23 protein-coding genes and 5 pseudogenes are annotated in these 22,647 nt (G+C 70.3%); 16 read left to right on the top strand and 12 right to left on the bottom strand.

The window, feature by feature from the left end:
• Window positions 1–31: 31 nt before the first annotated feature.
• The gene (locus ABT041_RS35380) at window positions 32–2,656 is read left to right on the top strand and encodes an RICIN domain-containing protein (RefSeq protein WP_351192315.1); all 2,625 of its coding nucleotides are present in this window, start codon (window positions 32–34) and stop codon (window positions 2,654–2,656) included.
• 266 nt (window positions 2,657–2,922) lie between these two features.
• Here the strand turns inward: ABT041_RS35380 and ABT041_RS35375 are convergent, their stop codons facing one another.
• Both ABT041_RS35375 and ABT041_RS35370 read right to left on the bottom strand, forming a co-directional pair.
• A complete protein-coding gene (locus tag ABT041_RS35375; RefSeq protein ID WP_351192313.1) occupies window positions 2,923–3,510 on the bottom strand; it encodes a potassium channel family protein in 588 nt (195 codons plus the stop codon).
• A gap of 101 nt (window positions 3,511–3,611) precedes the next feature.
• Complete coding sequence (locus ABT041_RS35370) at window positions 3,612–4,454, bottom strand: hypothetical protein (RefSeq protein WP_351192311.1); 843 nt, start codon at window positions 4,452–4,454, stop codon at window positions 3,612–3,614.
• A 730-nt stretch (window positions 4,455–5,184) separates the two neighbouring features.
• On the opposite strand from ABT041_RS35370, the gene ABT041_RS35365 reads away from it, so the two are divergent.
• Window positions 5,185–6,483, top strand: coding sequence for a cation:proton antiporter (locus ABT041_RS35365; RefSeq protein WP_351192309.1), 1,299 nt, complete (start codon window positions 5,185–5,187; stop codon window positions 6,481–6,483).
• Window positions 6,484–6,610: 127 nt separating this feature from the next.
• On the opposite strand, the pseudogene ABT041_RS35360 reads toward ABT041_RS35365, so the two are convergent.
• Both ABT041_RS35360 and ABT041_RS35355 read right to left on the bottom strand, forming a co-directional pair.
• Window positions 6,611–6,766: pseudogene (locus tag ABT041_RS35360) on the bottom strand (protein kinase family protein); the annotation flags it as partial.
• A 60-nt stretch (window positions 6,767–6,826) separates the two neighbouring features.
• Window positions 6,827–7,450, bottom strand: coding sequence for a type III effector protein (locus ABT041_RS35355; protein WP_351192307.1), 624 nt, complete (start codon window positions 7,448–7,450; stop codon window positions 6,827–6,829).
• 128 nt (window positions 7,451–7,578) lie between these two features.
• Here ABT041_RS35355 and ABT041_RS35350 point away from each other — a divergent pair, with 128 nt between their 5' ends.
• The 6 genes from ABT041_RS35350 to ABT041_RS35325 all read left to right on the top strand — a co-directional run bounded on the left by ABT041_RS35350 (window position 7,579) and on the right by ABT041_RS35325 (window position 12,004).
• Window positions 7,579–8,010, top strand: coding sequence for an Hsp20/alpha crystallin family protein (locus ABT041_RS35350; protein WP_351192305.1), 432 nt, complete (start codon window positions 7,579–7,581; stop codon window positions 8,008–8,010).
• Window positions 8,011–8,106: 96 nt separating this feature from the next.
• Window positions 8,107–8,502, top strand: coding sequence for a DUF2267 domain-containing protein (locus ABT041_RS35345; RefSeq protein WP_351192303.1), 396 nt, complete (start codon window positions 8,107–8,109; stop codon window positions 8,500–8,502).
• A gap of 63 nt (window positions 8,503–8,565) precedes the next feature.
• Window positions 8,566–9,009 carry a DUF2267 domain-containing protein gene (locus tag ABT041_RS35340; RefSeq protein ID WP_351192301.1) on the top strand — a complete coding sequence of 148 codons (444 nt, stop codon included), beginning with the start codon at window positions 8,566–8,568 and terminating at the stop codon, window positions 9,007–9,009.
• A gap of 286 nt (window positions 9,010–9,295) precedes the next feature.
• A complete protein-coding gene (locus tag ABT041_RS35335) occupies window positions 9,296–9,511 on the top strand; it encodes a DUF6243 family protein (RefSeq protein WP_351192299.1) in 216 nt (71 codons plus the stop codon).
• Between the two features lie 219 nt (window positions 9,512–9,730).
• Entirely contained in the window at window positions 9,731–10,057 is a 327-nt protein-coding gene (locus ABT041_RS35330) for a YdhR family protein (protein WP_351192297.1), read from the top strand.
• Window positions 10,058–10,309: 252 nt separating this feature from the next.
• The gene (locus tag ABT041_RS35325) at window positions 10,310–12,004 is read left to right on the top strand and encodes a serine/threonine-protein kinase (RefSeq protein WP_351192295.1); all 1,695 of its coding nucleotides are present in this window, start codon (window positions 10,310–10,312) and stop codon (window positions 12,002–12,004) included.
• 666 nt (window positions 12,005–12,670) lie between these two features.
• On the opposite strand, the gene ABT041_RS35320 is transcribed toward ABT041_RS35325, so the two are convergent.
• The 5 genes from ABT041_RS35320 to ABT041_RS39150 form a co-directional block, all read right to left on the bottom strand.
• On the bottom strand, window positions 12,671–13,132 hold the full coding sequence (locus tag ABT041_RS35320; protein ID WP_351192293.1) for a hypothetical protein: 462 nt from the start codon (window positions 13,130–13,132) through the stop codon (window positions 12,671–12,673).
• Window positions 13,133–13,382: 250 nt separating this feature from the next.
• On the bottom strand, window positions 13,383–13,598 hold the full coding sequence (locus tag ABT041_RS35315; protein ID WP_351192291.1) for a hypothetical protein: 216 nt from the start codon (window positions 13,596–13,598) through the stop codon (window positions 13,383–13,385).
• 464 nt (window positions 13,599–14,062) lie between these two features.
• Entirely contained in the window at window positions 14,063–14,428 is a 366-nt protein-coding gene (locus tag ABT041_RS35310) for a hypothetical protein (RefSeq protein WP_351192289.1), read from the bottom strand.
• Window positions 14,429–14,937: 509 nt separating this feature from the next.
• Window positions 14,938–15,063: a hypothetical protein gene (locus ABT041_RS35300; protein WP_351192349.1), complete on the bottom strand. Its 126-nt coding sequence runs from the start codon at window positions 15,061–15,063 to the stop codon at window positions 14,938–14,940.
• 373 nt (window positions 15,064–15,436) lie between these two features.
• Complete coding sequence (locus ABT041_RS39150) at window positions 15,437–15,601, bottom strand: hypothetical protein (protein ID WP_502976676.1); 165 nt, start codon at window positions 15,599–15,601, stop codon at window positions 15,437–15,439.
• 15 nt (window positions 15,602–15,616) lie between these two features.
• Here ABT041_RS39150 and ABT041_RS39145 point away from each other — a divergent pair.
• The 3 genes and pseudogenes from ABT041_RS39145 to ABT041_RS35290 all read left to right on the top strand — a co-directional run.
• A pseudogene (locus ABT041_RS39145) lies at window positions 15,617–16,030 on the top strand (hypothetical protein); the annotation flags it as partial.
• Between the two features lie 88 nt (window positions 16,031–16,118).
• Entirely contained in the window at window positions 16,119–16,451 is a 333-nt protein-coding gene (locus ABT041_RS39140) for a hypothetical protein (RefSeq protein ID WP_502976675.1), read from the top strand.
• Window positions 16,448–16,696: pseudogene (locus tag ABT041_RS35290) on the top strand (ATP-binding protein); the annotation flags it as partial. The gene ABT041_RS39140 and the pseudogene ABT041_RS35290, both read left to right, overlap by 4 nt.
• Before the next feature lie 159 nt (window positions 16,697–16,855).
• Here ABT041_RS35290 and ABT041_RS35285 read toward each other — a convergent pair.
• Together ABT041_RS35285 and ABT041_RS35280 are read right to left on the bottom strand one after the other, a co-directional pair.
• Window positions 16,856–17,077, bottom strand: a pseudogene (locus ABT041_RS35285) (heavy metal translocating P-type ATPase); the annotation flags it as partial.
• Between the two features lie 300 nt (window positions 17,078–17,377).
• Window positions 17,378–17,683: a putative quinol monooxygenase gene (locus tag ABT041_RS35280; RefSeq protein WP_351192287.1), complete on the bottom strand. Its 306-nt coding sequence runs from the start codon at window positions 17,681–17,683 to the stop codon at window positions 17,378–17,380.
• Between the two features lie 1,087 nt (window positions 17,684–18,770).
• Here ABT041_RS35280 and ABT041_RS35275 point away from each other — a divergent pair.
• The 3 genes and pseudogenes from ABT041_RS35275 to ABT041_RS35265 form a co-directional block, all read left to right on the top strand.
• Window positions 18,771–18,986 (top strand): hypothetical protein, encoded by a 216-nt coding sequence (locus ABT041_RS35275; RefSeq protein WP_351192285.1) that lies wholly within the window; start codon window positions 18,771–18,773, stop codon window positions 18,984–18,986.
• A gap of 32 nt (window positions 18,987–19,018) precedes the next feature.
• A complete protein-coding gene (locus tag ABT041_RS35270) occupies window positions 19,019–19,831 on the top strand; it encodes a hypothetical protein (RefSeq protein ID WP_351192283.1) in 813 nt (270 codons plus the stop codon).
• Between the two features lie 83 nt (window positions 19,832–19,914).
• A pseudogene (locus ABT041_RS35265) lies at window positions 19,915–20,503 on the top strand (winged helix-turn-helix domain-containing protein); the annotation flags it as partial.
• 6 nt (window positions 20,504–20,509) lie between these two features.
• On the opposite strand, the gene ABT041_RS35255 reads toward ABT041_RS35265, so the two are convergent.
• The gene (locus tag ABT041_RS35255) at window positions 20,510–21,175 is read right to left on the bottom strand and encodes a hypothetical protein (protein WP_351192347.1); all 666 of its coding nucleotides are present in this window, start codon (window positions 21,173–21,175) and stop codon (window positions 20,510–20,512) included.
• A gap of 581 nt (window positions 21,176–21,756) precedes the next feature.
• Between ABT041_RS35255 and ABT041_RS35250 the strand changes: the two genes are divergently transcribed.
• Together ABT041_RS35250 and ABT041_RS35245 are read left to right on the top strand one after the other, a co-directional pair.
• A complete protein-coding gene (locus ABT041_RS35250) occupies window positions 21,757–22,431 on the top strand; it encodes an SRPBCC family protein (protein WP_351192281.1) in 675 nt (224 codons plus the stop codon).
• A gap of 22 nt (window positions 22,432–22,453) precedes the next feature.
• A complete protein-coding gene (locus ABT041_RS35245; protein WP_351192277.1) occupies window positions 22,454–22,582 on the top strand; it encodes a hypothetical protein in 129 nt (42 codons plus the stop codon).
• The last annotated feature ends 65 nt before the right edge of the window (window positions 22,583–22,647 follow it).

Here is a 22,647-nt window from a genome sequence, read left to right as displayed (position 1 = left end):
ATCCACGGTTACACAAGGAGAAACACCCCCCATGAACAACCCCACCAACGCCGGGCGCCGCGGACGCCACCGCCGTCGCAGCACCGCCACCGCCCTCCTGCTCGGTGTGCCCGCCACCGTCGTGCCGTACCTCCTGTTCGTGCAGGACGACTCGCAGGCCGCGACGGTCGACGGCAGTGCCTACTACCGGCTCGTCTCCGTACGCAGCGGCAAGGCTCTGGACGTCAACGCCTTCTCCACCGCCGACGGCACCCGCATCCAGCAGTGGACCGACCAGAACACCGCCAACCAGCAGTGGAGGCTGCGGTCCACCGGCGACGGCTACTACGAGCTGGTGAACCGCAACAGTGGCAAAGTGCTGGGCATAGCAGGCGATTCGACTGCACAGGCGGCTGCCGCCGAGCAGCAGACCGACAGCTCCTCCGCCTCCCAGGAGTGGCGGATCGACGAGGTGAGCGGTTCCGACGCCGTCACCTTCACCTCCCGCAGGAGCGGCCAGGTCCTGGACGTGTCCGGAGGCTCCACGGCGGACGGTGCGGCAGTCATCCAGTATCCCGGCCACGGCAGCACCAACCAGCAGTGGAAGCTGGTGAGGACGGCCGAGACCCCGGCCACCGGGACCGGACCGTACGTGTGGAACAACGCCCAGGTGGTGGGCGGCGGTTACGTCACCGGTCTGGTCTTCAACCCGCGGGCGCAGGGCCTGCTGTACGCGCGTACCGACATGGGCGGCGCCTACCGCTGGGACAGCGCGGCCGAGCAGTGGGTCCCGCTGACCGACTGGCTCGGCGAGAAGGACTGGAACCTGCTGGGCATCGACGCGCTGGCCACCGACCCCGTCGACCCCGACCGGCTCTACCTCGCGGCCGGCACCTACACCAACGAGTGGGCCGGCAAGGGCGCGATCCTGCGCTCCACCGACCGGGGCCGCACCTTCCAGCGCACCGACCTGCCGTTCAAGCTGGGTGGCAACGAGGACGGCCGCGGGGCGGGCGAGCGGCTCGTGATCGACCCCTCGGACAACCGCACCCTGCTGCTCGGCACCCGTAAGAACGGCCTGTGGCGCAGCACGGACAGCGGTGTGACATGGACGCAGGTCTCCTCGTTCCCCGTCAAGGACGGGGCGAGCAGCGGCGCGGGCATCTCCTTCGTGACGTACGGGCCGGCCGGCAGCAAGACGGTCTACGTAGGCGTCGCCGACAAGTCCACCTCCCTGTACCGCTCCACCGACGGCGGCACCACCTGGCAGGCCGTCCCCGGACAGCCCACCGGCCAGTTCCCGCAGCACGCCGTCGTCTCCGGCGACGGCTCGCTCTACCTGACGTACACCAACGCCCTCGGCCCCAACGGCGTGACGGCCGGATCCGTGTGGAAGCACACGCCGAGCAGCGGGGCCTGGAAGAACGTCTCCCCCTCCCAGGGCGGCTACGGCTTCTCCGGACTGGCAGTCGACCCGCGCAAGCCGTCCACGGTGATGGTCACCACCCTCGACCGCTGGTGGCCCGAGGACGAGATCTACCGCACCACCGACGGCGGCACGACCTGGAAGGCCCTGGCGGACAAGTCGGTACGGAACGCCGCCGCCGCCCCGTACATCGGCACCCACACCGGGCACTGGATGACCGCCCTGGCCATCGACCCCTTCGACTCCGGACACGTGCTGTACGGCACGGGCAACGGCATCTGGCGCAGCAAGGACGCCACCGCCACCGACAGCGGCGGCACCAGCCACTGGACCGCCGGGGCGCGGGGGCTCGAGGAGACCGCGCTGATGGACGCGATCGCCCCGCCCGGCGGCGCCACCGTCATCACCTCCATGGGCGACCAGGGCGGCTTCCGCCACGACGACCTGACCAAGGTCCCGGCCGGGCGGCTGGGCAACCCGATGATGGCCAACAGCACGGACATCGACTTCGCCCAGGCCAACCCCTCGGTGATGGTCCGCGTCGGCCGCGGCGGCGCGCAGGACGGCGCCTACTCCACCGACGGCGGCATCAGCTGGAACGGCTTCAAGGCCGAGCCGGTGGCCGGCGCCCAGGACGGGCATGTCGCGCTCGCGGCCGACGGCTCCTGCATCGTCTGGACCCAGGCCGGTCAGGCCCCGTACCGTTCGACCGACAAGGGGGCGAGCTGGTCGCGGGTCAGCGGCCTGGGCACCGACGCCGTCGTCGTCGCCGACCGCTCCTCGGCCAGGACCTTCTACTCCCTGTCCGGTGGCACGCTCTACGCCAGCACCGACGGCGGCGCGGCCTTCACCGCCCGCGCCACGAACCTGCCCGCCGGCCGGCTCACCGCCGTCCCCGGCGTCGCGGGGGACCTGTGGATCGCCGGCGGCGGCAAGGGACTCCTCCACTCCACCGACGGCGGCCGCACCTTCACCACGCTCTCCACGGTGCAGTCCGCCTCCGCCCTCGGCTTCGGCAAGGCCGCACCCGGCGCCTCCTACCAGGCGCTCTACCTGATCGGCACCGTCAAGGACGTCACCGGCGTCTTCCGCTCCACGGACAAGGGAGCCACCTGGCTCCGCGTCAACGACGACGCCCACCAGTGGGGCGCCATCGGAGGCGTCGGCGTCATCACCGGCGACCCCGACACCTACGGCCGCGTCTACGTCGGCACCAACGGACGCGGCCTCCTGTACGGCGACCCGTCCTGACGCCGCCACCGGAGCGGACACACGGCTGACGTCCGGGCGGGCGCGCCGGCCGCACTGCGCCGGACGGTCGCCGCCCGCCCGCCGGGCTCCGCCCAGGCACTGCCGTCACCGATCACGAGCGCCCGGGGGCTCCAGCACCCGGGCGCTCGGAGCATCTCCTCAGCGCGCTGCTCGGCCTGTTCTTCACGGCTCTGGATGATCCGGGAGGAAGTTTCGGGCCCGAAGAACCGTGAACCCGGCCTGAACCTGCGCGCTCCGGCCCGGCATCAGCGTCCTGGCGCGCCGGGCCGGGGACCGTCAGGGGCGGTGGATGCCTTGCGATCCTGGCCGCGGCGTACCGCGGCCAGGATGGCCTTGATGGCCAGCCCGAGGACGATCAGGTTGGTGATCATCTGCACGGTGACCAGCAGCCGCGCCGTCTGGCTCTTGGCGGTGATGTCGCCGAAGCCGACGGTGGAGAACACGGTGACGGTGAAGTAGAGCCCGTCGGTGTGGGAGAGCTGCACGCCGAAGCTCCCGGGCGACAGCGATGCCAGCGAGACGTAGGCGCCCGCGAACAGCAACAGGAAGAACGGGACACAGGTCGCCAACGCCTCGACGGCGCGCAGCCCCGGGTGCGGGGAGCGCAGGATCGTGCGGACCTGCTCCGCGACCAGGGCGACGAATACGACCAGCCCGGTCAGGAGGGTGGCGAGGGCGGAGGCCGTGGAGGGGTGGTCCAGGGGCAGCAGGTAATAGAGGGCGACGAGCAGCGAAACCGTGCCGATGACGCGGAGCACGGTCCAGGCGACGCGGCGGAACGGGGGCCGGGCGCCGGCTCGGTTCTGGCGCGCTGCGCCGGCGTCACGGGTCATGATGCATCCTTCCGGCAATGACCACCCGGGTCGATGAGCGTCTGGAAACCCTTGTGCGGAAGCGTCACGCGTGCTTGCGGCCTCGCGGTCACCTCAACGGGTCACGGCCGTTCGAAGAACTGAAGCGCGCCGCCGACGGAGAAGCAGAGAGCGCCGGTGAGAGTGCCCCAGTTGGCGATGTCGGCGTTGATCAGGCTGCCCGTGGCGGGGCGGGTGAAGGCGGCGAGTGCCGAGACCATGAAGAGAACGGAGCCGAACTGGTTGACCGCGACGATCCACCAGCCGAGGTCATGGGGGAGCAGACGCGGCCGGCCGTGGGAGACCTCGACGAGGGCGAGGTGACCGGAGATCAGGAAGAGCACGCAGCCGATCACGTCGGGTGCCCAGATCAGCCGGTTGGTCTGCTGCACGGTCAGGCCCTGCAGGAAGGAGTCCAGCAGGTTGACGGCGAACACCAACGTGCCGGCGAACAGGACGAACGTGCTCAGCCAGTCGACCCGGGTGGGCTCGTAGCTCCACCACCGCCGGCGCGGGGTGATCAGGGCACCTTCGCCTCCGGGGGTGTGGCGCGGGGCGTTGATCACCTGGAGCAGGGAGACGTAGCCGCCGGTGTTGAAGCACAGCCCGCCGGCGAAGTAGATAGATGCGCTGGTGGTGGCGTCGCCCGAGCCGAACTGGGCGACGGCGGCGCCCGCCGCGAAGAGGAGGCCACCGACGATGAAGGACGTGGCGGCCACAGCGTTGAGTCTGCGCAGGCGGGCGACCGCGGTGCCGTCCGCGCCCGCGCGGTGGGCGGTGGCCGCCCCGGGCCGGCGGACCGCGATGAGTCCGCGACGCCGGGCGAGCCGGGACTCCCAGACCGCGGTACCGCCGTCGGGAGGCCGCCAGGTGAGCCGCGTGGTGAACGGTCCAGCGCCCTCGGCGCGCTGTTCGGGCTGCCTCATGCGGGCGGGAGGGCGGCCGTGGCGTGCGGCGCCGACGCGCGCGTCGTGACCACCGCCGTGGCCGTCACGAGGGGGACCAGCAGGCCCGAGACCGGCGCACGCCGGGACGGCCGCCTGGGGCCCAGGTCGGTGCCCCGTGTCGTGGTCGGTCCTCCCGGAGGTGCAGGCGTACGAGGAGCCGCCCTGCCGCCGGCCATCCCGTTCGGGTTCGGGCGGGTGCCGTCCGCTGCTTCACTCATGGCTTCCCCAGTTCACCGGGTTCGGGCACCGTCGACCACGGCTCCCTGGACACTCCTCGACTCTGCCAAAGCGCCTCGGAGGCGGCCCGGTGCCGGAGTGTGGATTGGTCCGATCGGCCGAGTGTTCGTACATCAGCCGCCTCGAAGGGCCATGGTGGCGTTGCCCCGGGATGGCGCACTTCCACAGGCGTCGCGTCGTCGTCCGCCACCGAGGCAGCGCCTCGGCTCCGGCAGTCGGTTCCAAGGACGGTGCGACGGCTCTGGCGCACCGAGGTGGAATGTCGCTGCCGCGCACGGAACAGCCGGTGCTTGATGATGAGTGGCCCGCCGAGTTCCTCACCGATGGGTCGTCGAGTGCCAGAAACCTTGTCAGGTGGATCCTGCCGTACGTCGTTTCCAGGCCGAACCGCCGAGAGTGGCCCGTACGGCAGGTGCGGCGCGGTGAGGGGGCGGTGGGCGGACCGGCGCTCGCCAGCACAGGGGAGGGCGCGGTGAGCGGCAGCGCGTGGACCGGGGCCGCCTTGGCCGCCGTCTCGGCCGCGTACGCGCTCGTCTCCCGACGGCTGTCCACCACCGCCGTGTCCGCCCCGATGGTGTTCACCGGCTGCGGAGTGGCCATCGGCCCGCTCGGGCTCGATCTACTCGATCTGGGACATGATGCGGGACGGGTGCTGCCCCTGGTCGAGGCCACCCTGACGCTCGTCCTGCTCACCGACGCGATGGCGGTGCACCGAAGGGATCTGAGCCTCGGCAGGTTCCTGCCCGGCCGCCTGCTGGGGATCGGCCTCCCGCTGACCATCGGGGCCGGATGGCTCCTGGCCTGGCCCCTGCTGCCCGGCCTGACCGCCTGGGAACTCGCCCTGGTCGGCGTGATCCTGGCCCCGACCGACGCTGCACTGGGCAAGACGGCGGTGTCCAGTCCGAGCGTTCCACCGCTCGTCCGCAACGGCCTCAACGTCGAGAGCGGCCTCAACGACGGCATGGCGCTGCCCTTCTTCGTCCTCTTCCTCGCGGGCCTGCCCGGCACGACGGCCGCGGAGGAGGGAACCGCCGGGGTCTTCTGGCGGGCGCTCGTGCTGAGCACCGCGCTGGGCCTGGCCGTCGGCGGCGTCGGCGGGTGGGTGCTGCGCCGGGCGCGCGAGCAGGGGTGGGTCGAGGACGGCTGGCGGCAGGTGTTCGTCCTGGCCGTGGCGGCGGGCTCGTACACGCTCGCGGTCGCCGTCGACGGGAGTGGGTTCATCGCGGCGTGGGTGGCCGGCTTCGCGTTCGGTGTCTCTCTCCGGCAGGAGACGACGGTGGACACGCCGCGGCTGGCCGCGGACGACACCGCCGACCTGGCCGAGCACCTCGCGGAGCTGCTCGCCTGTCTGAGCTTCCTGGTCTTCGGAGCCGTCCTGCTCGGTCCGGCGCTGGAGCAGCTGGACTGGCGGGTCATCACCTACGCCGTGCTGAGCCTCACCGTCGTCCGGATGCTGCCCGTCGCTCTCTCCCTGGTCGGCAGCGGCCTGGCCCTCCCCACGATCGCCTACGTCGGCTGGTTCGGGCCGCGCGGCCTCGCCTCCGTGGTCTTCGGTCTGCTCGTGGTGGAGGAGCATGTACCGGGAGTGCAGCTCCTGGGGCGCGTGGTCGCCGTGACGATCGCGCTGAGCATTCTGCTGCACGGCGGGTCGGCCGTCTTCCTCGCGGGGCGGTACGGAGCCTGGCACAGGAAGGCGGCCGCCCGACGGCCGGACCTGCGGGAGGGGCCGGCCGAGACACCGGAGACCGGGGCCTCGTCCACCACGTCGTAGGCCAGGGACGACGACGGAGTCGCATGAATTCCACCCGGAGCGAGAAGCTCGAACTGCGGCGTCGCCCCGGCCCCCGGCGCACCACCCGTCACGAGACGTCCTGACGGCGATCGCCTGCCGAAGGCCCGTCCAGCTCTGCCGACCTTCCGCCGATGCCGGATCCGAGCGGGTCGGCGGCGGCCACGACCTCGCCGAGCCGGCGGTCGCTCAGCAGGGACAGGTGCGTGGCCGCGATCCCGTAAGTGGCCACCCGCGAGGCATGCCGCGGGTCCAGGTGGTGCATGGACGACTCCTCGTGCCAGGAACAAGGGGCTTTGATCATCTCCTGGTGCGCCGGGCGGGGTCAGGGAGGTGTGAGGGTGTCGAGCCGGGCGGTGAGGTCGGGGTGTGCGGCGGCCAGATGCGGGCGGGCGGCGGTCAGGGGGGCGATGAGGTCGGCGGGATCGTCGTGCGCGAGGGCCGCGTGGAGCTCGCTGATCGGGCGGCCGGCCGCGGGGGGAAGGTCGGTGAGTGCGGTGATCTGGCCGGCGAGGCGGCGCAGGTCGGCCGCGTTGCGACGGGCCCAGGCGGCGGTGCTGCGGTCGGCGGCCCGGGCCTGACGGGTGGCCTGGACACGCTGCTCGCCGGTGGTCCCGGCCGGGCCGGGGCGGCCGCGCAGGTAGCGGCGCTCCGCGGCCTGGCGGCTGGCGACGCCGAGGGGGTGGGCGAGGTCGGCCCAGCTGGCGCCCGCGTCGCGGGCCGTTTCGATCAGGCCGGTCTCCCACCCGGCGAGCTGCTCGCGCACCTGCCGCAGCAGCGACAAGGAGGCCAGGGCCTGTTCCGGACCGGGGGCCGGGGCGTTCGGGGTCTCGACCTGGGCTTCGCGCAGGGCGGCGTCTATGGCATCAAGGGCCGCCGCCGCGGCAAGGAACGACACCGGGCTGTGGGCGTCGGTACGGGACGGAGACGGCTGGTCGGCCGGGGTCACGGACACCTCCCTCGGGTTGTCATCATGCTGACGACATCGTGTTTGTCATCCATTGGATGACATGTTACAACGGTGTCAGTGAGGCGCATTGGCAGTAACTGCCTGAACCTGCTGGAGGTGTTTTCACGATGTTGATGCGCACTGACCCCTTCCGTGAGCTGGACCGGCTGGCGCAGCAGCTGATGGGACCGGGCACCTGGTCGAGGCCGTCGGCGATGCCGATGGACGCCTACCGCGAGGGTGACGAGTACGTAGTGGCCTTCGACCTTCCCGGCGTCGCCGCGGACGCGATCGACATCGACGTCGAGCGGAACATGCTGACCGTCAAGGCCGAGCGCCGGCCGGTCGCGAAGTCCGACGACGTGCAGATGGAGCTGTCCGAGCGGCCGCTGGGCGTCTTCTCCCGCCAGATCGTGCTCGCCGACACCCTCGACACCGAGCACATCCAGGCCGACTACGACGCGGGCGTGCTCACCCTGCGGATCCCGATCGCGGAGCGCGCCAAGCCCCGCAAGATCTCCATCGGCGTCGGATCCGGCCGCAAGCAGATCTCCGGCTGACACCGGCCGGACAGGTGCGGAGGGCAGCTGATCTCCCCCTCATACCGCCCTCCGCACCCCCATGGGCAGTCCGAAGAACAAGGGGTGGTGGCCGAGATGGCTCTGCGACGCGAGGCGTTCCTCGACCATGTGAAGGAACGCGGTGAGTACGGCACTGAGCAAGAAGCCGAGCGCGCGGCCCGTGTGGTGCTCGCCCTGCTCGGCGCGCACCTGGTCGGCGAAGTCCGCGCCCAGCTCGCGGCACGCCTGCCGGAGGACTTCTCCCTGATCCTCCTCAACCCGCTCCAGAGCGCGGAACCGCTGTCGCCGGAGCGGTTCGTGCGGGCGACCGCAGCCTGGATCGAGGGCGCCACCGAGCAGACCGCGACGTGGGATGTCAGCGCGGTGCTGTCCACGGTCGCCGACACCGCCGGCGACGACCTCCTCAAGGAGATCCTGCTCCAGCTCCCCGCCGGCTACGACCTCCTCTTCGGCCGCCCCCAGCCCACCTGACCACGGGTGGGGTGCCGCACGCCGGCACCACCCCGCCCTGCTCCACGAAAGGCATGCACCGCAGTGATCACCGACGTGCGCGCACCGCTTGAGCACCAGCAGTCATACGGGACGGCGTATGAGCAGATGCTGGAAAAGGTCCGCTACGAAGGCGCCTACCCCACCCGCGAGAAAGCCGACGAAGCCATCCGCCTGGTCCTTTCGGGCCTGGGACGCGCGCTGACCGGCGACGAGCGCGTCGACCTGGCCGCCCGGCTGCCCCTGGAGGCCGCACGTGTCCTGACAGCGCAGATCCCCGACATGCAGCCGCTGACCGGCTGGGCCTTCGTCAAGGACCTCGCCGCCCGCACCGGCGCTTCCCTCGCCACCACGCGCTGGGACACCGGCTCCGTCTTCTCCGCCGTCGCGGCCTGCGCCGGCCCCGACCTGATCACCCGCATCCTGCACCAGCTCCCCACCGGCTACGCGCTGCTGTTCGGCCGCGCCGAACTCAGCCGGGCCGCGTAAGCGCACCCGACAGGCGGGGCCCGCCCAGATCCCCTCCGGCCGGGCCTGTAAAGGCGGAAGTCCCCGATCCACCGTGATCGGGGACTTCCGTCCTGTCCGTCACGGGGTCGTCGCTTCGGTGATTGGTGTGCGGGGCTGGCGGAACAGGGTAACGTCCTTGTCATGTTCTTCCAGACGCCGATTTACGAGTGAGAGCGTGACGGGCCCTGCCGACGTCTTCCGACGTCGCCGCCCGTCCCCCACCGATGAATCCGTAGATCACTTCACATCACCACCGGGAGAACCCGTGACCGACAGCAAGAACATCAACAACCCCGTGGGCCAGGGCGGCGGCCAGAGGAAGCGGCTGTCCCGCGCCGAACGGCAGAACAACGGTCCGCACCGCAACCTCGACCGCCAGAGTGCGGCCGACAAGAAGGCGGAGCTGGTGCGCAAGATGCGCGAGAAGACGGGCGCGGCCGAGAGCGCCGGACAGACGGCCGACGACACCGCACAGAGCTGACGCACCGCTGCTGCAGGGCGGCACCGCAGGGGGCCAGGACCGCGACGCGCGGTCCTGGCCCCCCGTCGTGCCGGGCGCGTATGGCCCGGCCGGCCGTAGGCTGCGGCCCATCCGGTGCTACCGGATGGCTGCTCCGCTTCCCCGCGAACAGATCACGATCCACAGCTTGACGACTGGCTAGACTCGACCCAGGGGCATCTCAAGGGCGGAGGTGACTCCATGCCCGACATCCTCTTCGTCCGGATCACATCTGGACTCGATGCGCAGGAGTTCGAGCGGCGCCTGCTGGAGCGGCGGCCCCGCTTCCGTGACGTACCAGGTCTCCTGCAGAAGGTCTACGGGCGCGACCGCGCAACCGGTGACGTGTGCGGCATCTACTTCTTCGAGAGCCAGGAGGCGCTCGACGCGTTCCGGGAGACCGAGCTCGCCCGCACCATCCCCGCCGCGTACGAAGCGGTCGAGGTCCGCCGCGAGGTGTACGAGGTGCTCTATTCGCTGCGGCCCGACCGAGGGCCCTTCGCCGAGTCCGACCACCCGGCGGCGTGACCCGCCCCACGTCGTCACGACCCGCCACGAGAGGCGCGGTTGGCCCCTCCCCAGCACCACCTATCGCAGCAGCAGTGAGCGCTCGGCGCGGTCCGCAGCCCGGTCGTCGACCCGGAGCGCTCGCAGCGCGGCGAGGCGCTGTCCGGCGGCGCGTACGAGACGGCCGGCAGCCGCTTCCCCGCACCCCGCGCCGGGGGTGACAGTCCGGGCCCGCTTCGGCACGTCACCCGAGACCGCCTACGATGACCGCCCATGAGCACGAATGACGACCGAAGACCCCTGGTCGACGGACGCTTCCGACTGATCTCCCGACTCGGCAGCGGCGGCATGGGCACCGTCTGGCGCGCCCGCGACATCGCCCTCGACCGCGACGTCGCCCTCAAGGAGGTCCGCCCGCCCGACCCCGCCGTCGAGGAAGCGAACCCCGGATTCGCCGCGCAGCTGCGCGAACGCGCCGTCCGCGAAGCGCGTGCCCTGGCCCGGCTGTCGAACCCGCACGTCGTGACGATCCACCACATCGTCGAGCCGCAGGACGGCTCGCACCCGTGGATCGTGATGGAACTCGTCGAGGGCAGCTCCGTGTACGACCGGCTCGCCGCGGGCCCGATGCCCGTCCCCGAGGTGCTCGCCCTCGGCCGCCAGGTCCTCTCCGCACTGCGCGCCGCGCACACCGCCGGCATCCAGCACCGCGACGTCAAACCCGCCAACGTCCTGCTCCGCCACGATGGCGGGGCCGTGCTCACCGACTTCGGCATCGCCGCGTTCGACGGGGCCACCTCCCGGCTCACTTCCACCGGCGACCTGATCGGCTCGCCGGAGTTCATCGCCCCCGAGCGGGTCCGTGGCGAGGAGGGCAACCCGGCCTCCGACCTGTGGTCGCTCGGCATGCTCCTGTACGTGGCGGCCGAGGGCCACCACCCGCTGCGCCGCGCCACCGGCCTCGCGACCGTGGTCGCGGTGCTCGACGACCCGATTCCCGCGCCGGTGCGGTCCGGCGCGCTCGGTCCCGTACTGACCCGGCTCCTCGTCCGCGATCCGGCGCAGCGGCCGGACGGGGCGCTCCTGGACCGGCTGTTGGCGGAGGCTGAGGGCGGCGCGGCCGCGGCTCCTGCTCCCGCCGTGCCTTCTGCGCCCGTCGCCGTCCCGGCCGCGCCCGGCCCGTACGCGCCGTCGCCCGCGCCGTACCCGCACCCTGCCTACGGCCCACCCGTCGCGCCGGCGGCGGGCTTCGGCCGACCGACGCTGCCCACCCCGGCGCCCTCGAGCCCGCGCAAGCGCGCCGCAGGCGTCGCCGTCGGCCTCGCGCTGGCGGCTGCCGCGGTGATCGGCGTCGTGAACCTGTTCCCCGGCGGCAACGACGGCGACGACGGCAGCGGCGGGACCTCCGGGGCGAAGGGCGGCGCCTCGTCGACCGGTGCCATACGCACCCCCGGCCAGGGCTCGGGCACGGGCACGGTTCCCTCCGCCTCTGCGCCCGCGCCCGCGGTGCGAGGCAGCCTCCTCACCACCGCCAACGTCCGTGCCGTCATCGCGGAGTTCCGTCGGGTGAGCGGCACCACGACGATCAAGGACCTGACGGTCTATGAGGAGTACGCCCTGGCGAACATCCCGACCCGGCCCGGCGCGAAGACCTACGACGCGTACGAGTACCGGGCCGGCGTGGCCAGGAAGACCGGTCCCGGCGGCACCATCAGTGCCGACGACGCCGACGAGCAGCCCTTCGACGTGTCCACGATGCCCTGGGACAGTCTTCCCGCGCTGATGAAGCGCGGCGAACGTGACCTCAAGGTGGACGACCCCACGATGCGCTACGTCGTCGTCGACCGCTGGACCTTCAACGACGACCGTCCGACACTGCGCTTCTACCTCAGCAACGACTACCAGGCCAGCGGCTATCTCGCCGCCGACGCCTCCGGCAAGGTCGTGTCGACACTGCCCGCGTCCTGAGGTCACCGCCCTTGCGGATCGTCGCTCTCCGCAAGGGCTCCAACGGTCGGAGCACGCGCAGCCACGGACAGGCAGGCATACGTATGGGCAGACGATCCCGGTCACCGGCGCCTCCGGGACCGTCGGCCGCCCATGCGTCACCGAACTGCTCCACCGCGGCCACCGGGTCCGCACGCTCACCCGCGATGCGGAAACTGCCCGGTTATCGACGGGGTGAAGGTGGTGCAGGGCGACCTGAGCACGCCGGACGGCCTGGCCCCGGCCGCGCGGTCGTGCGGCTGGAGCTGACCGGGGACGAGGCTGTCGCCCACTGGCGGGCAAAGGGGCCCCGGCCGGCGAGCCGGACGATCACGCCATCCGGCGGCTGACCACCAAGGTCCATCTCACGGACGACGCGACTGCCGGCCCCTGGTCTTCCATCTGACCGCCGGACAGTCCGGTGACGCGCATGCCTTCGCGGCTCGGCCCCCGTCTCCACGTGACCTGGACTCGCCAGGCGGTCGGCGATCACTTCCAGAACCGCGTCCACCGCCTCCTCCGCCTGCTCGTGGCTACCGATCCGGTCGGCGACTCCGGCGACGAGTACAGGCCTCCACGCGGCGCCCATCTCGGCGAAGAGGTCCGCCTCGGACGCACTGACACCTTTCCAAGGCCCCACATCCGCCTTCAAGTTCGTTCCCGTCCAGGGAGGCACGTCCCCAGGGTCGCGTTCCCGCGAACGATGCCTCGATGGAGGCTCTGCTCCTCACGCCCGGTCACCTCCCTCTGGAGAAGGACGCTCACCGGATGCGCAGCCGCGTAGGACCAGTCCTTCACCGGCCACAAGACGATGAGAGCGCACACGAGAACCACTCCCAGGCTCGCCATCATCCAGATGAGGTAGGGGAGTGGAGGCGGGTGATCCTTGACGACGAAACCGATGTTCGAGGCGAACGTTGCGATCAAGGCAGCGACTGTAAACAGCCCTGTCGCCCGATTTCGGTAGTTGGCCAACGTGGTGTCTTGCTGCGCCATGATCTTGATCACGGACTCGTAGGCGATTTTGAGCTTTGCCGCACTGGCGGTGTCGGCGGCAGCTCGGGCCTGATCCAGCGCCTCGCGCGATTTGCGCACCTTGGCAGGATCCATCGGCACACTTCCCGGTAGGCGGATGCGGTCGGATCGCAGAGCTGTTCCACGTGATCACACATGGGCTGCGCCGACACCATCCAGTACTCCGTACGGCCGCGGCAGTCACACCCTGGGGTCAGCTACTGAAGCCGAACTCGTGATTCGGTGCAGGCTGGCGGAGTATCTGGCGGCAGGCCGCGGTCCCGGCTTGGTGCGCGGGACGGGTACCTTCCCCCAACAGGCAGACGGCCGCTGGCGACGACTGGTATCAGTAGGCCGGCGTGGGATCCCGGGGTTCTGGTCGAACGGATCGGAATTGAGCTGTCACGTTCACTCTGCCGGGGCAGTTTCGATCACCTGCGCGGCTCACGTTGACCACGGTCAGGCCGGTACCGGTGAGGAAGCCCTCGACGACGAGGTGGGGGCGGAACGGGATCTGCTGGGGCTCGTCCTTGCGGCCGCGGTACTCGCGGATGGCGTACATCAGCCGGGACCGTTGCACCGCTGGGAGCCGAGGACGGAGCCGTGCTCGGTGCCGCGCCGGGTGGTCAGCGGTCTCACTCCCAGGCCCCAGACCGGGCGGTACTTGTCGCGATCGTAGCCTCGGTCGGCGAGGACTGTGTCCGGGCGGCACGGGGGTCGGCCGTGCTTGCCCCGCACGGGCGGCACGGCCCGGAGGCGTGGGACCAGTTGGGTGACGTCGTTGCGGCTGCAGCCGGTCAGAGTAGCGGCGAGCGGGACGCCGGGCCCGACGTTCGACCTGCGGCAGCACTGGCTCGACCGCCGCCCACAGTTCGTCGTCGAATCCCATGGCCTCGGTCGCGCCACCCTGCACCCCCGGATCGTCGGTTCCGAAAGTCGATTACGCGACTCCTGGAGGCGACATCGACATGTGCGCCCGCCTCGCTCGATCCACTCGCGAGGCGGGGCCGCCTTCCGAAGGTGCGATCAGGAGACGCGCTTGAGGGTCCAGGCGTTGTTGTTGAAACCGGAGTTCGGCCACGCGACGCAGGAGCTGGAGTAGTACGAGCTGGTCTGGACCCAGCCGGCCGGGTAGTACGTGGACCCACAGGCCTCGACGACGGTGCCTATGGGCAGGCCGGTGAGCTGCTTGATCTGCTTGATGTTCGGGTTGAAGTTCTGGGTGCCGCAGCTGGCGCTGTAACCCCAGCTGACGTCGACGTAGCCGTACGGGGTGGCGGTGCTCGCACAGGTGGTCGTCACGTCACCGGGGGCCGCCTGGGCGGGCGCGGCGGCAAGGGCGGACATCGCGGCAACGGCGAGAACCATGGTGGTGGTGCGGAAACGGGTCATGGTGAGCTCCTTGGATCGGAAAACGATCAGCGGAAAACGACAGCCCGTTTCTACGGTGTGTCGGCGGACCGTAACAGCCTGTTTCTGGTCTCAGAGATCAGGCCACGACAACGGCTGGTCCAGTCGAGAGCGCCCCTGGCCCTCACGCCAGCCCTGCGAGGACCTCCGGCGCTCAGTGCTTCAACCGCTCCTGGCCCCCTTTCTGGGGTGGCCGAGGAGGTGTACAGCGACACTGAGGGCAGGTGGGACTCCGGGACGCGAACCGTTTTCGGCAGCACTGCGGACCGGCGTTGCTTAACGCGATGTCCCCGCCGGGACCGTGGACTGCTCACGGGTGACGGCCTGCCGCCGGCTGCGGGACTGGACCGTGGCCGACGCCAGGCCGCGCCTGCACGCCGCCCTGCTGGCCGAGCTGCGCCGCACGGACTCATGCCGCTGCTGCACGCCGTCCCACCGATCGGAGCCTGAGTGGACGCTCCGCCGCAGACCCGGCGTCTGGACCCAGCGGCCTATGGCACGATCTGGGCGTGGGCATGGAAGTACGTGCTGACGTGCGTGGAGCTGATGAACTTCCAGACTCCCGCGACCGGCACGAGGAGTTCGGCTGCGTCCGCCGGCCTGTTGTCGGCGTACACGTGAGTGAACGTCCCCAGTCACGTACGGATGAACGTGCCCACTTGCTGACGTACCGAGGATGGACCGTGGGCAGTCTGCTGTCGGCCTGCGAAGGGTGGCGGAGGGTGGCTGACCGAGGTCTTGAACCCGCAACGACGAATGGAGCTTCGACGCTTCCGCGGGCTGTTCGAGTCCGGGGCGATGAGCCTCCCGGAGATCGCTGAGGAGACAGAGCTCAACCGCCGCACGGTCCGCGAGTACCTGTCCTCGGAAGGCCCGGTCGCCCCGCCTCGTCGGGCTGCGTCCGGACATGGCCGTGCGGAAAGTGGATGAGGTCGCACCTCTGATCGAGGCGATGCTGCGGTCCGAGATTTTGATCAGAGGTGCCGTGGTTCACGAGCGGCTGGCGGCCGAGTACGGCTTCACCGGCACTACCAGCGGGTCAAGCTCTACATGCAGGAGGCCCGGCCGCGGATCGCGCAGGAACTGGGCATCAGCCCTGGCGCGCTGGCCCGCCTGCACCGCTTCTTCGACTGCCACCGGCAGGCGTTCGCCCACTTCCGCGGGGTGTCGATGTTCGATCGTCTACGACCGCGCCAATACCGTCGTCCGACGCCACGCCACGCCACGCCACGCCGCACCGGGCGAGCAGTTCCGCTGCACCCGGAGGCAGTCGGGTTCGCCGGGCACTTCGACTTCGACATCGACGTGCCGGCCGCCTACCGGCCCACGGGGAAAGACCGGGTCGTGCGGCAAGTCCTGATCGTCCGCGACCACGTCCTGGCGGGACGTTCCCTCTCGTCCGTCGCTGAGCTGGACGCCGCTTTCAACGCCAGGGTGCCGCTGCGCCGGGCGAAGTCCCACGGCACCTACGGCGAAGTCATCGGGCACCGTGCGATCCGGGACCACATGGCCCTGCGACCGCTGCCGGCGACACCCTCCGTCGTCACCCAGAGACACCTTCGCCACGTCGGCAAGGACTGCCCGGTCGCCTTCGACGCAAACCTCTACTCGGTGCCGGCCCGCAAGGTCGGCCCGCGCCAGCTGGTGGAAGATCAGGGCAACCAAGTCCCAGATGACCCTGCATTCCACCGTCCCCGACGCCAGTGGCGACACCCTGCTGGCCATCCATCCAAGGGCCGTCGGCCGCGGAGCCTGCGTCGTCGACGAGAAGCACTGGGACGGCCTCCCAGACGGCCGGAACCGACGGACCACCACCGGTGGCGTTCCTCCGCGGCCCCGTCATCAGCACCCGCTCGGCGAGGAGACGGCCGGCTCGCTGACGGCTCTCCTGAACCTGGCCGCGGCCGTCTGTGTCGACGTCGCCCGCAGACCTCCATCTGTCTATGACGAACTGACCGGAACCCGTCCCTTCACCACCCACCCCACGCCCGAGGAGCCCAGTTGAGCGAGATGATCAGCACCCGAATCCGCACCACAGCCGCCAAACTCGGCCTGCCCCACCGGGCAGAGAGCCTGAACCAGTACGCCGGCAGGGCAGACGAGGCCACGATGGGCTACCTCGACTTCCTCGACCTGGTTCTGGCCGAGGAGCTCGCCATTCGTGACGACCGGCGCTTCCGACAGGGCCTGCGACTGTCCGAGCTGCCGCACCACAAAACGCTCGACGAGTACGACTCCTCGTTCCAGCCGTTTCGTCGAGGGCCTGGCGCAGGTTGCGGAGCGGGGCGGTGTGGCCGAGGCCGGGGACCTTGGGCGTGCCGCAGCAGCAGCCGCGGCAAACGGTGATGGCGGGCCGTGCGAAGCCCCTGGTGCGGGCGCGGCGCTTGCTCGCGCGGTGTCCTTGGTGAGTCGGGGCAAGACGGTCTCGCGCAGCAGGCGCTGGCCGTCGAGGCCGACGACGACGGTGGAGCCGTCGGGGCCGACGACGCCGAGGAAGAGGGGAAGGGCCGATCATGTCCCAAGCGGCAGGATGGTGATGAACGCCCCGGCGGTGACCAGGTTCTGGATGACGAGGCGGCGTGCGGTGCGCGAGAGCTGCACGATCGTGGGGATCGTGGCCAGTTCGTCGCGCCAGCCATCACCGCCTCACCAAGACCAGAGAGCACGAACGATGCCTTCGCGTAACGGCCACCGGGACAACGACGTGTTCTACGCCAAACACCTGCCCGACACCGACGCTCTGAGCAGGAAGAACGGCCGTCTACTCGGAATGTCCATCACGATCGGCACCTTCGGATTTCGAGATCCCCGACAACGTCGGGCACTTACGGCCATGTCGCCGGCCTTCCCTGCAATTCGCTTGCAGGAAGACACATTTGGTCTGGGTCGGGGTCCGTCCGACGCGCCGGGCGGGACCACTCCGTCTGGTATTCAGGGCAGTTTGTGGGCGAGGACGTCGAGTTGTTCGACGGAAGGGGGCTGGGCGAACAGTTCGCCGGCTCGTTCCATCAGGGCGCTGCCCAGGCGGCCGCCGAGGTGTGTCTGGCGTGCTTCGTCGTCGGGGAAGGCGTCGAAGATGGCAAAGGTGGACTGACTCAGGCGTACGGCGAACCAGGCCACGGTGTTGGGCTCCTCCTGCACGATGGCAAGGCCCTCGCGGAGAAAGGCGGCGACCTCTTCCTCCTTGCCGGGCAGGGCCTCGACCTGTACGTGGAGCGCGACGTTGATGTCGGCCATGAGGGGACTCCTTTCCGGTGCTCGGCCGCCCGGGAGCGGCCGGGCACTGCAATGAACGGTTGGCGTCGACCGGGTCTCCTGTACGGCCGTGTCGATACCCCTCCGGTGAGCCCAGTTTGACACCTTTCGCACGCATGGGACCCTTTAAATGTGGGCTACTTTCAGTGGCCGTACCGCACTCCGTGCAGCGCCCATTTCCGAGGCATGCTCAGCGTTTGCTGAGAGTGAAAGAGACTGATAAAGGCTCGTGTACGACGGGCAGCGTGAGGTGCAGGTGAAGGACGTGCCGGATGCGCGTATCGAGCATCCGACGGGGTCACGAGGAGATGGGCGAGGTCGTCGAGGTCGGGGCGGGCCTGGATACGACAGACCTCGAGGGCGCCGCATGGGTCATGGTCGTCGACCGTCAGCCGGACCGGCTGGCCCTGGCCGGACAGCTCGGTGCCCTCCCCGTCGACGACTCCAAGGGCTCGCCTATCGATCAGGTCAACGAGCGCACGAACGGTGGCGGCGCGGACCGCGATGGTGAGTGCTTCGGATACCAGGCCCGCGACGACTCGGGGTACGAGCACCCCAATCAGACGCTGAACAGCCTGGTGCGGTCGGTGAGCACCGGAGTGGTCGGCGTCTTCGTCCCGCAGGACCGCGTAGGCCCCTGCAAGCTGTACAAGGACGCCGAAGTCGCCTCCGGCTACGGCCACTTCTGGTCAAGGCCAGTCCAGGGGCACCGGGCAGGCCAACGTCAAGGCTTACGACCGGCAGCTGTGCAAGCTGATCGAGCAGGGCAAGACCAAGCCGTCCAGGATCGTCTCCCACGAACTGCCGCCGGCCCAGGCCCCCGAGGGCTGTCAGTACTTCAACCAGCGCGACGACGGCTGGACCAAGGTCCTCCTCCATCCGGTCTTCAGCTGAAGCGCCGCCCCTAGTGCTCCAGCAGAACTTGGGTGTCTGACCTGGGGCGATGCCGGGCGGCTTGAGTGTAGCGGGACGGTGGCCGGTCAGAGGCGGTCTCGAAGAGACCGCCCCTCGATCGTGCGACAGCGCCGCCGGTAGTGACTACTGAGATTGAACTCGTGGTGTCGTGCGGTTGCTCGCCGATGTCGACGAGAGCGGGGCGCTCGTTTTCGCGGAGGTCGACACCGCCACCCCTCTCGACACCCTGGCGCCCGACGGCGCCGCACTCGTCACGACCAGCGCGCCCCGCGCCCCGGAGTCGCGCCGGAGCCGCCGGCCGGGGATCGCGGCGGTCCTCGCCGACTTCCTCCCGCGCAAGGGCCGGGGGAACGGGGATCCGGGAGGCTGACCTGGGCGAAAACCCGCTCTACGATCATGCTCATGTCGACATCCATATCCTCCCTCCCGGTGCTCCGAGGCCGGGGCGGGGCCGTCCTGTCCGCCGAGGACATCGGACTGGTCCTCGACCTCCCGCGCGAGCAGGTCACCTTCACCCCCGACGGGCTGGGCCGGATACGCGCCGAGGGGCGCTCGGTCCTGATCGAGCTGCGGGCGAAGGCCGGGACGACACCGCGTGTCCACCGCATCGACGACGTGGACGAGGTGGCGGCGACCGCCTTCGCCGACGGGGTCAACGCGATCCTGGCGAACCGGACGGACAGCGACGACGTCGACGGGGCCCCGTTCGCCGTGGTCCGCTCGCTCGCCCCCACCTGGCGGACGAGGTTCCACCGCCGGATCCTGCGGGGCGCGCTGTGGCACCTGCTGGCGCTCGTCGTCCTCTGCGTGGTGGCCGGCGCGCTGGGCAAGTGGGACGTGGTCATCCTCACGATCCCGGTCGGCGGCCTGGCCTGGCTGGGCCTGTGGATCGGCCTGTACGGGGTGATCCGCGCACGACGGGAACGGTGGCTGTACCGACACGGCGTCATGGTGACCGCCACCCGGGCCACGATGACCCGCGGCGGATACGTCTACCCGGACGCGACCGGCACGTACCGCGGCTTCCTGCACGGCGAGGCCGGTCCCGCGATCACCGTGGCCCACCCGCCGGGGGACCCGGCGGACGTGCTGGTTCCGGTGGCCCCCTTCACGCACCTGGTGGACACCTACGCCGGCGCCTTCCTGGTCGTCTGCGGCGGCCTCCTGGCCGTCATCCACGTCGTGATGGCGGTGGTCTTCCTCCTCGACGGCTAACCAGCTCGTGCATGGCTATGGAGGCTCGACTCGTGGTGTCGTAGGGGCTGACGGCTGGTCGTCCTCTGTGTTGCCACCGGGGCATGCGATATCCGCAAGGAGGCGGTCTGACCGCCGAACGACAGCGGTTCCGCGAAGGGTTACGGCTCCAGGCGGCGGAATGGTTCGCCCTGGGCGAGGCCAGCCCGGCGATCGCCACGGACCTGCGGGTCGGTGTCCGGTCGGTGCAGCGGTGGCGGCGGACGTGGAGCGACGGTGGTCCGAGGGCTCTGCGGCCGCAGGGGCCTGCGTCACTACCGCGACTGAGTCACAGGCAGTTCGCACAGCTGGAGGCGGAGCTGACCAAGGGGCCGGCCGCGCACGGCTGGAAGGCCGGCGGTGGACCCCGAGTCGTGTGAAGACGGTGATCGGCCGGCGCTTCCACCTGACCTACACGGTCCAGGGCGTGCGCAGGCTCCTGGTTCGCAACGGCTGGTCCTGCCAGGTGTCAGTCCGACGTGCCATGGAGCGGGACGACGACGCGGTGGCCGGATGGGTGAAGGAGGTGTGGCCCTGCGCGGAAGGCTCGCGGCGGCCCGTGGAGCCTGGCTGGTCTTCGAAGACGAGGCCGGATTCTCCATGACGCCGCCGCAGGCGAAGACCTGGTCGCAGCGCGGCCGGACCCCGGTGGTGAGTGATTTACAGCTGGAGTTCGGCGAGCCGCTTGATATTCGCGAACTGGCGTGTCTGCATGGCCCAGTGCACGGGTGGATAGAAGAAGAAATCCACGACGGCCTGAAGCCAGCGTGGCCGAGTTGCTTGGTATCCGCTCACCACCAACCGGGTCCGGTCGCCGGGCAGTTCCTTCAACAAGAAGCCCCACAGACCATGGAAATAGACGCGTGGCAGCGGTCCTGCGGGGTCGAGCTGGCGCCCGCGCAGGTCGCTCAGCCCGCGCAACCCTAGGAAACGTCCCGGCTCCAGCGCCGCCACCTCCCACGCGCTCACAGGGCCCCCCGGTGACCATGCCGTCAACCGGTCCCCGAGGTTGATCTCCTGCCACTGGGGATGAATGCGGTCAGCGCTGGGACGACCCCCATTGTCGAGGCGGTCCCAGGAATACCAGCCAGCGCGGTCGTAGCCCATCTGTGCCAGCCACGGCCAGACCTGCCTCGGAGGTGCTTCGATCGTTACCGCCATCGTCGCGGCGCGGTTGCCGTTCGGAACGATATCGGCGCCTGGGTATGGCTGTGCCACCTCCTCGTCGGTGGCGCCCCAACGGACCAGCCGGGGGCGCACGGCGATCGCATAGGCACCCACTGCCAGGCATGGCAAGGCGGCAAGCTTTCGTGATGGCACCCGCATGCAGTTCATTATTACAGCGCGGTAACGGCGCGGTCCAGTCTCGGTCTTTCACGAGGGGCGCTGCCCGGCGGGGGTCGAGAAAGCGGAAAGCGCTCCCGAACTGCAGGATGATTCCATCCCGTCGGGCCAGCGGTAGTTATCGCCGTCGTTCTTTTGCTGGCAGCCGACGACTGCGACTCGGCGTGATCGCGCTCGAACGGATTGCTAGCTTCAAGTCCGCAGATCTTCGGAGCGAGGCAGGGGTGCCCGCTGCGACCGAACCGACTGCGGCGCCATCCACAGAGTCCGACATGCCCGCACCGAAGCGAGATCGGCGTGCGAGCACTGTGATGGAGGGTGGGAGTAGGGGCATGGAGACTTTCGTTATCCCTGCCCCGGACGCGTCGCCGTGATCGAGGTGGAGGTCGACGTCGCGAGGTCACCGGAGGACGTCTTCGACTTTTGAACTCGAACGCGACATCGCTGCCATGAAGGCGACGCTGGAAGCAGCGGCGCTGCGGTGAAGTCCGTCCTCGAAGCCACCTCCGGTGCAGCGCGGCAGTCCCATGGCGCCACGGAGTCGGATGAGTAACGCTCGAAGTGTGAGAGCACACCTTGCCACGCTCGGGCCGGCTGCCGTCGCCTCCGCCGCGGTCGCCTTGGCCCTGCACGGCCTGATCCTGCGGCCACGGATGCTGACCTGGGGCGCGACTCGCGACGAGGCTGCACGCTCCTATCCCGGGGACGAGCTCATCCCCGGTGCCGGCAGCAGCTCGACGATGGCCACGACCCTGCCCGCGCCGCCGTCGAGGGTCTGGCCCTGGCTGGCCCAGATGGGCTGCGACCGCGGCGGGTGGTACAGCTGGGACCGGCTGGACAACGGTGGACGACCGAGCGCGAATGGCATCGTTCCCCAGTGGCAGAGCCTGGAGCAAGGGCAGCGGCTTGCCTCGGTGCCCGGCGGCCGCGCCTGGTTCACCGTCGCGATCCTCGTACCCGAACGGACCCTGGTGCTGCGGGACGACACCCGCCTTCCTTCAGGCCGCCCCTTCGACCCGTTCCATGGACCCCCGCCCCGTGCGTTCATCAGCTCGGTCTGGGGCTTCCACCTCGAACCGGTCGGCACGGGCACCCGCCTTGTCGTCCGCACCCTCGGTCGAAGCCGCCCGCGCGTGCTCACCGGTCCGATGGACCTGATGTTTTGGGAACCCGCCCACTTCATCATGCAGACCCGCCAGTTCCACAACCTCCGGGCGCGGCAACGCCGGACCGCGTGACCGCACACCCCGGGAGGCCGTGATGTGCGCCGACTCGACCTTCGAGCCCGCCGGAGGCCCGCTGCTCCTGGACGGCGCGCTGCCCGCGTTCGCGTTCTCCCGAATCGAATGTGTGGCGATCACCGCGGCGCCGCGCGCCGCCTACGAGTAAGCGCGCGGGCTGGACCTGCTCACGATCCACTCCCCGCTCCTCGACGCGGCCATGCGCGTGCGCGG

Origin of the sequence: Streptomyces sp. NPDC002825 (assembly GCF_040295385.1) — a bacterium.
GTDB lineage: Bacteria > Actinomycetota > Actinomycetes > Streptomycetales > Streptomycetaceae > Streptomyces.
Note: the sequence above shows the minus strand (reverse complement) of the source record. Positions and strands in the feature narration are given on the sequence as shown.

Excerpts from the sequence above, each read along its gene's own strand:
- ABT041_RS35380 (WP_351192315.1), top strand. The coding sequence starts at position 32 with ATGAACAACCCCACCAACGCCGGGCGCCGCGGACGCCACCGCCGTCGC.
- ABT041_RS35375 (WP_351192313.1), bottom strand. The coding sequence starts at position 3,510 with ATGACCCGTGACGCCGGCGCAGCGCGCCAGAACCGAGCCGGCGCCCGG.
- ABT041_RS35370 (WP_351192311.1), bottom strand. The coding sequence starts at position 4,454 with ATGAGGCAGCCCGAACAGCGCGCCGAGGGCGCTGGACCGTTCACCACG.
- ABT041_RS35350 (WP_351192305.1), top strand. The coding sequence starts at position 7,579 with ATGTTGATGCGCACTGACCCCTTCCGTGAGCTGGACCGGCTGGCGCAG.
- ABT041_RS35345 (WP_351192303.1), top strand. The coding sequence starts at position 8,107 with ATGGCTCTGCGACGCGAGGCGTTCCTCGACCATGTGAAGGAACGCGGT.
- ABT041_RS35330 (WP_351192297.1), top strand. The coding sequence starts at position 9,731 with ATGCCCGACATCCTCTTCGTCCGGATCACATCTGGACTCGATGCGCAG.
- ABT041_RS35325 (WP_351192295.1), top strand. The coding sequence starts at position 10,310 with ATGAGCACGAATGACGACCGAAGACCCCTGGTCGACGGACGCTTCCGA.
- ABT041_RS35320 (WP_351192293.1), bottom strand. The coding sequence starts at position 13,132 with ATGGATCCTGCCAAGGTGCGCAAATCGCGCGAGGCGCTGGATCAGGCC.
- ABT041_RS35315 (WP_351192291.1), bottom strand. The coding sequence starts at position 13,598 with ATGTACGCCATCCGCGAGTACCGCGGCCGCAAGGACGAGCCCCAGCAG.
- ABT041_RS35310 (WP_351192289.1), bottom strand. The coding sequence starts at position 14,428 with ATGACCCGTTTCCGCACCACCACCATGGTTCTCGCCGTTGCCGCGATG.
- ABT041_RS39140 (WP_502976675.1), top strand. The coding sequence starts at position 16,119 with ATGACCCTGCATTCCACCGTCCCCGACGCCAGTGGCGACACCCTGCTG.
- ABT041_RS35280 (WP_351192287.1), bottom strand. The coding sequence starts at position 17,683 with ATGGCCGACATCAACGTCGCGCTCCACGTACAGGTCGAGGCCCTGCCC.
- ABT041_RS35270 (WP_351192283.1), top strand. The coding sequence starts at position 19,019 with ATGTCGACATCCATATCCTCCCTCCCGGTGCTCCGAGGCCGGGGCGGG.
- ABT041_RS35255 (WP_351192347.1), bottom strand. The coding sequence starts at position 21,175 with ATGCGGGTGCCATCACGAAAGCTTGCCGCCTTGCCATGCCTGGCAGTG.
- ABT041_RS35245 (WP_351192277.1), top strand. The coding sequence starts at position 22,454 with ATGTGCGCCGACTCGACCTTCGAGCCCGCCGGAGGCCCGCTGCTCCTG.